Annotated in this window: 5 protein-coding genes; all 5 read left to right on the forward strand. The window is 35.3% G+C overall.

Annotated elements, in window-relative coordinates; all coding sequences use genetic code 11:
- Window positions 1-1,429: acyl-CoA carboxylase subunit beta (locus ABIZ51_05275; protein MEO7088189.1), on the forward strand; the 1,429-nt coding region annotated here is incomplete at its 5' end.
- Between the two features lie 88 nt (window positions 1,430-1,517).
- Entirely contained in the window at window positions 1,518-2,066 is a 549-nt protein-coding gene (locus ABIZ51_05280) for a hypothetical protein (GenBank protein MEO7088190.1), read from the forward strand.
- A 362-nt stretch (window positions 2,067-2,428) separates the two neighbouring features.
- Window positions 2,429-3,535, forward strand: a complete 1,107-nt coding sequence (locus ABIZ51_05285) for a Fic family protein (GenBank protein ID MEO7088191.1) — start codon at window positions 2,429-2,431, stop codon at window positions 3,533-3,535.
- Between the two features lie 164 nt (window positions 3,536-3,699).
- Entirely contained in the window at window positions 3,700-4,170 is a 471-nt protein-coding gene (locus tag ABIZ51_05290; protein ID MEO7088192.1) for a MarR family transcriptional regulator, read from the forward strand.
- Window positions 4,171-4,178: 8 nt separating this feature from the next.
- Window positions 4,179-6,557 (forward strand): 3-hydroxyacyl-CoA dehydrogenase/enoyl-CoA hydratase family protein, encoded by a 2,379-nt coding sequence (locus tag ABIZ51_05295; GenBank protein MEO7088193.1) that lies wholly within the window; start codon window positions 4,179-4,181, stop codon window positions 6,555-6,557.
- Window positions 6,558-6,622: the final 65 nt, after the last annotated feature.

Here is a 6,622-nt window from a genome sequence, read left to right on the forward strand (position 1 = left end):
AAAATTAACAGCACGCGAACGCTTACATTTTTTAATGGATGAAAATTCTTTTGAAGAAATCGGAATGTTTGTTACGCATCGTTCGGTAGAATTTGGGTTGGAAAAAGAAAAATATTTAGGTGATGGAGTTGTAACCGGTTATGGCACTATCAACGGACGCTTGGTATATGTTTTTTCACAAGATTTTACAGTTTTCGGTGGCTCACTTTCCGAAACACATGCCGAAAAAATTTGCAAAATAATGGATCTTGCAATGAAAAATGGCGCACCTTTAATCGGCTTAAACGACAGTGGTGGAGCGCGAATCCAAGAAGGTGTGGTTTCCTTGGGAGGTTACGCAGATATTTTTTATCGCAACACAATGGCTTCGGGAGTTATTCCGCAACTGTCCGCCATTATGGGACCTTGCGCTGGAGGGGCGGTGTATTCGCCCGCTATCACTGATTTTATTATGATGGTGGAAAATACCTCGTACATGTTTGTTACAGGTCCGAACGTTGTGAAAACTGTTACGCACGAAGAAGTTACGAGCGAAGAGTTAGGCGGAGCTTCTACACATTCAGCAAAATCAGGTGTTACGCATTTTTCTTGTGCGAACGAAATTGAATGTATCAATAATATAAAAGCATTGTTGAGTTACATTCCGCAGAATTGCGAAGACGATGCGCCACGTTATTTGTATGAAAATACAGGTTCTGAAAAACGTCCTGAACTTTCAAAAATAATTCCTGAAAATCCGAATCAACCTTATGATATTCGGGAAGTGATAAACGGAGTAATTGATTCCGAATCTTTTTTAGAAGTACACAAAAATTTTGCTGAAAATATTGTTGTCGGTTTTGCTCGATTAGCCGGAAGAAGCATCGGAATTGTTGCCAATCAACCTGCATTTTTGGCGGGCGTGTTAGACAATCATTCTTCTACCAAAGCCGCGCGTTTTGTGCGTTTCTGCGACAGTTTCAACATTCCTTTATTGGTTTTTGAAGACGTTCCGGGATTTTTACCTGGCACCGATCAAGAATGGAATGCGATTATCAGTAATGGCGCAAAATTATTGTATGCGTTTTGCGAAGCTACTGTTCCGCGCATTACCGTTATTACACGTAAAGCTTACGGTGGCGCTTATGATGTGATGAACAGCAAACACATTGGAGCTGATATGAATTACGCTTGGCCAAGTGCCGAAATTGCAGTAATGGGCGCAAAAGGTGCGGTAGAAATTATTTTTAAAGGCGAAAAAGAGTTAAAGAAAAAAGAAGAAGAATATTTAGAACACTTCGCAAATCCTTACCGCGCAGCTGAAAGAGGATTTATTGACGAAGTGATAAAACCCGAAGACACTCGCGAAAAATTAATTAAAGCTTTTAAAATGCTCGAAAATAAAGTTGCGCATTTGCCGAAAAAGAAACACGGAAATATTCCTTTGTAAAGAATTTTTGGGAAATAAAATTGAGATTATTGAACACCTAAGTAACTTTGTGAGTTAGTTGCAAACTTCTTAACCCAAAACAATCTAAATGGAATTTACTTTATTTTACAAAGGGATAATTAAAAGTGGAAATCATAATAGTGTCGAAAATAAAAATGACATACGACAAAAAATCCACGAACAATTGGTAACACTTCGGAATTACCCTCCGCTAAATATAAGAGCTGACTTATTTAAAAAATCTGAATTTCCCGACTTTCATAAGACTGTTAACAAATATGATTTCTTTTTCTTAGTATCAGACAAGTGGAATATGTATGTTGAATTAGACTTAAAAATTCTAATTCCTCATGATTACAAAGGTTTTGGAGATATTGATAATAAACTTAAAACACTTTTTGACGCATTAAGACCTCCAAAAGATTCTTCTGAATTACCAAGTTCTTGGACACCAACTTCAACTCAGAATCCAATGCTTTGTTTATTGGAAGATGATGATTTGATTTTTAAAGTTAATATAGATACGGACTATTTGCTTGATACAACATTAACAGAAAATGGCGAAATAATTATAATAATAAATGTTAAAGTCAAAGGAAACTCGGGACAGATAGGTATTCTAGACTTGATTATTTAATAAAATAAGTCGAAAAATAATTATGCAAATTTGATGATTTGCACTTGCAATAAATTTTGATAATCCTTTACGAATCTTGTCCGTTCAGCAATTTAAAGCCTTTTCCGTGGATATTTAAAATTTTTACAGAAGTATTTCAAAAAAATAATTTTTCGTTTTTTTTTTTGGAAACAATAAACATCAACTCAACACAAACTTATTGAAAACCTATACGAAACCGACATTCTTTATGGTTTTGCGAAATAACAATAAATAAATCGGCTATAAACCATCAAGTATAATTTCTTTACATGAGAAATTTATCAGGTATAAATTTTATCATTATCTTTACATGATAAAACTATCAGGTATAATTTCTTTACATGACAAAAAAAAGTAAAGTCCCACAAATAAACAACGAAAAGCCGTTTAACAATTTGCCGCTTTTGCCGCCTGTAACGGCTGAGGTTGAAACTGTAAAGATACTTCGCCAACTTGTAAAATCTTCCATTGCTTTAGCGGAATTAAAAGGCTCGTCTAAAATATTACCTAATCCCGAAATCCTGTTAAATGCCGTTATCTTAAAAGAAGCTCGCGCCAGTTCAGAAATTGAGAATGTAATTACTACACAGGATAAATTATACGAAGCCTTATCCTCCAAAGGCTCTAAAACAGATAGTGCTACAAAAGAGGTATTACGTTATCGAGTGGCAATGTTATACGGTTTTCATTTTATTAAAAAGAAGGGCTATTTGAGTAGTAATGCAATTATTGAAATTCAAAAAAGATTAGAAGAAAACAATGCAGGTATTCGAAACCTTACAGGTACTGCACTTCGTAACGCAGTTACAGGCAAAATTATTTACACACCACCTGACAATTTAGAAAGCATAAATCGTTTAATGACAAATCTCGAAAAATATCTGAATGAAAAAGATGAGATTTCTGTACTTATAAAAATGGCTGTTCAACATTATCAATTTGAAAGCATACACCCTTTTTATGATGGCAATGGTCGTACAGGACGTATCATAAATATTCTTTACCTAATAATGAATGGCATGCTTGAAACGCCAGTGTTGTATTTAAGTGCATACATTATTGCTAACAAAGCAGACTATTACCGCTTATTGCAGGAAGTACGCACAAAAAATAATTGGGAAGCATGGGTATTGTATATTTTAAAAGGTGTAGAGAAAACAGCCAACGAAACTATCGAGCATGTAAATGAGATTAGTCGGTTGTTTATCAAAACACAGGAATTTGTAAAGAAAAATGCACCTAAGTCATACAGCAAGGAATTGGTTGAATTATTGTTTGAACATCCGTATTGTAAAAGTGAATATTTAACGGAACGTTTAGGTATTTCTCGCATCACAGCATCAAAATATTTAAAGGAACTTGAAAGTATAAAAGTGCTTAAAACAAAACAAGTATGGAAAGAAACTTTATACATAAATACCAAATTGTTTGATTTACTCAAAAAATAGTATTTCGTACCTCAAACAGTTGAGATACCTACAAACTTTGATTAAAAATATTCCTTTGTAAAGAGCTTTGAAAAATTATTTTTTTGAAGCTGAAAAAAAGTGTTCAAAAAATAATTTTTCAAATTTAGTGTGCGTGCAGAGTAAATATATTTATCTTTGTCGCGATGAAAAAAGAAGTTTCGGATAATAAAAGTACTGTTTGTTCCAAAATAAAGACTTCTTGGCACTTGATAAACCGTATGTACAACGGAGCTGGAAGCACTCAGGATTTATCTACTGCAATGGGATTTGTGCTGTTGAATATTCATCCTGAAAATGGAACGGCTTCTACTAAAATTGGTCCTTTGTTGGGAATGGAATCCAAAAGTTTATCGCGCATGTTGAAAGGTTTGGAAGAAAAAAAATGGATAAAACGAAAAACAAGTCTGGAAGATAAACGCTCCGTAATTATTTATTTAACGCCCAAAGGACTTGAAAAGAGAGAACTTTCGAAACAAACGGTTAAAAATTTCAACAAAATTGTAAAAGAAAAATTGGGCAAAAAAAAGTTAAAAGAATTTTATGCAACGATTGACAGTATTAACGTCATCGTTGATAAATTAAATACGCAACAACTAATTCCAACATCAAAATAAATTTTAATATGTCGAAACGAATTATAAAAAAAGTAGCCGTTCTCGGTTCAGGAGTTATGGGAAGCCGCATTGCTTGCCATTTTGCCAATATTGGAGTAGAAGTTTTATTATTGGATATTGTTCCGAAAGATGCTGGAACGGATAAAAAATCGCGCAATAAAATTGTGGATTCAGAATTGGCTTTCGCTTTGAAATCGAATCCTTCGCCTATTTACAAAAAGGAATTTGCCAAGCGCATTACCACTGGAAATTTTGATGATAATTTGAAAGATATTGCTTCGTGCGATTGGATAATTGAAGTGGTGGTGGAGCGTTTAGACATCAAACAACAAGTGTTTACGAATGTGGAAAAATACCGCAAACAAGGCACTTTGATAACATCCAATACTTCTGGAATTCCGATTCATTTAATGACGGAAGGTCGCAGTGAAGATTTCAAAAATAATTTTTGCGGATCACATTTTTTCAATCCGCCACGCTATTTAAAATTGCTGGAAATAATTCCTACTCCGCATACTTCGCCTGAAGTAATTGATTTTTTAATGAATTATGGAGATTTGTATTTGGGAAAAACGACTGTTTTATGTAAAGATACTCCTGCTTTTATTGCCAATAGAATTGGTGTTTTCGGAATTATGGCATTGTTTCATTTGGTTGAAAAAATGGGACTTACCGTTGATGAAGTGGATAAATTAACTGGTCCCGTTTTAGGTCGTCCGAAATCGGCAACATTCCGCACTTGCGATGTAGTTGGTTTGGATACATTGATTCACGTGGCAAACGGATTAGCCGCAAATTGCCCGAACGATGAAGCAAAAGAATTATTTGTGCTTCCGAATTACGTTGCTAAAATGGCTGAAAATAAATGGCTCGGAAGTAAAACCGAACAAGGTTTTTTTAAGAAGGTAAAAACTAAAGACGGAAAATCTGAAATACAGTCCTTAGACTTAAGAACATTAGAATATAAAACTTCTCAAAAAATAAAATTTGCAACATTAGAAAGCACAAAAACAATTGATAATCTGAACGACCGGATGAAAGTGTTGTTGGCAGGAAAAGACAAAGCGGGCGAATTTTACCGTGCTTCGTTTTACGGATTGTTCGCGTATGTTTCCAATCGTATTCCTGAAATTTCGGATGAAGTATATCGAATAGATTCCGCTATGAATGCAGGTTTTGGCTGGGAACTCGGACCTTTCGAAGCTTGGGACGCACTGGGAGTTTCCGAAACGGTTAAAGCAATGGAAAGTGCTGGAAACAAACCTGCCGCTTGGATTTATGAAATGCTGAAAGGTGGAAATACTTCTTTTTATAAAATAGAAAACGGGCAAAAGAAATATTACGACATTCCTACAAAAACATATAAAGCCATTCCGGGAACGGAAAATTTTATTTTGTTGGAAAACATTCGCGGCACAAAAACAGTTTGGAAAAATGCAGGAACGACTGTTACTGATATTGGCGATGGTATTTTAAATGTAGAATTTCACACGAAGATGAATACCATTGGAGGCGAGATTTTACAAGGGGTTAACACTGCAATTGAAATGGCGGAAAAAGATTTTCGCGGAGTAGTTATTTCCAACGAAGGACAAAATTTTTCTGCTGGAGCAAATGTGGGATTGATTTTTATGATGGCAGTTGAACAAAATTGGGACGAATTAAATTTCGCGATAAAATCATTTCAAAATACAATGATGCGCGTTCGATATTCGTCTATTCCGGTTGTGGTTGCGCCTCATAACATGGCTTTGGGCGGTTCGTGCGAAATGAGTATGCACTCCGATAAAGTGATGGCACATGCAGAAACCTATATGGGTTTGGTTGAATTTGGTGTTGGATTAATTCCGGGAGGTGGCGGAACCAAAGAGTTTGCCGTTCGTCTTTCTGATGAAATCCGCGAAGGCGATATCGAATTAAATAATTTCAGAAAACGTTTTTTAACCATCGGACAAGCACAAGTTTCAACATCTGCTTACGAGGCATTTGACTTAGGTTATTTACGTAAAGGACAAGATGCTGTTGTAGTTTCACTACCTCGCCTGTTGGCGGAAGCAAAAGCGGCTTGCATAGAATTAGCCGATAATGGTTATTCACAACCAACACCTCGAAATGATATTCGTGTACTTGGAAAAGAAGGTTTAGCATTGGCTTATTTGGGTGCGAATGCGATGTTGAGCGGAAAATATATTTCGGAACACGATGTAAAAATTTCTCAAAAATTAGGCTACGTACTTTGTGGAGGCGATCTTTCGCAACCCACTTTGGTAAGCGAACAATATTTATTAGACTTGGAACGCGAAGCTTTTTTATCTTTAGCAGGTGAGAGAAAAACCTTAGAAAGAATTCAGAGTATTTTAACCGGAGGAAAAATATTAAGGAACTAAAAAATTAATTTTCGAAATTAAAAATTCAAAAATATGAACGCATTTATAGTAGCAGGATTTCGTAC

The organism is Bacteroidia bacterium (genome assembly GCA_039924845.1).
In the GTDB taxonomy this organism is placed as follows: domain Bacteria; phylum Bacteroidota; class Bacteroidia; order DATLTG01; family DATLTG01; genus DATLTG01.

Bases quoted from the DNA above. Each gene is read 5' to 3' on its own strand.
- ABIZ51_05280 (MEO7088190.1), top strand. From the start codon at position 1,518: ATGGAATTTACTTTATTTTACAAAGGGATAATTAAAAGTGGAAATCAT.
- ABIZ51_05295 (MEO7088193.1), top strand. From the start codon at position 4,179: ATGTCGAAACGAATTATAAAAAAAGTAGCCGTTCTCGGTTCAGGAGTT.
- ABIZ51_05285 (MEO7088191.1), top strand. From the start codon at position 2,429: ATGACAAAAAAAAGTAAAGTCCCACAAATAAACAACGAAAAGCCGTTT.
- ABIZ51_05290 (MEO7088192.1), top strand. From the start codon at position 3,700: ATGAAAAAAGAAGTTTCGGATAATAAAAGTACTGTTTGTTCCAAAATA.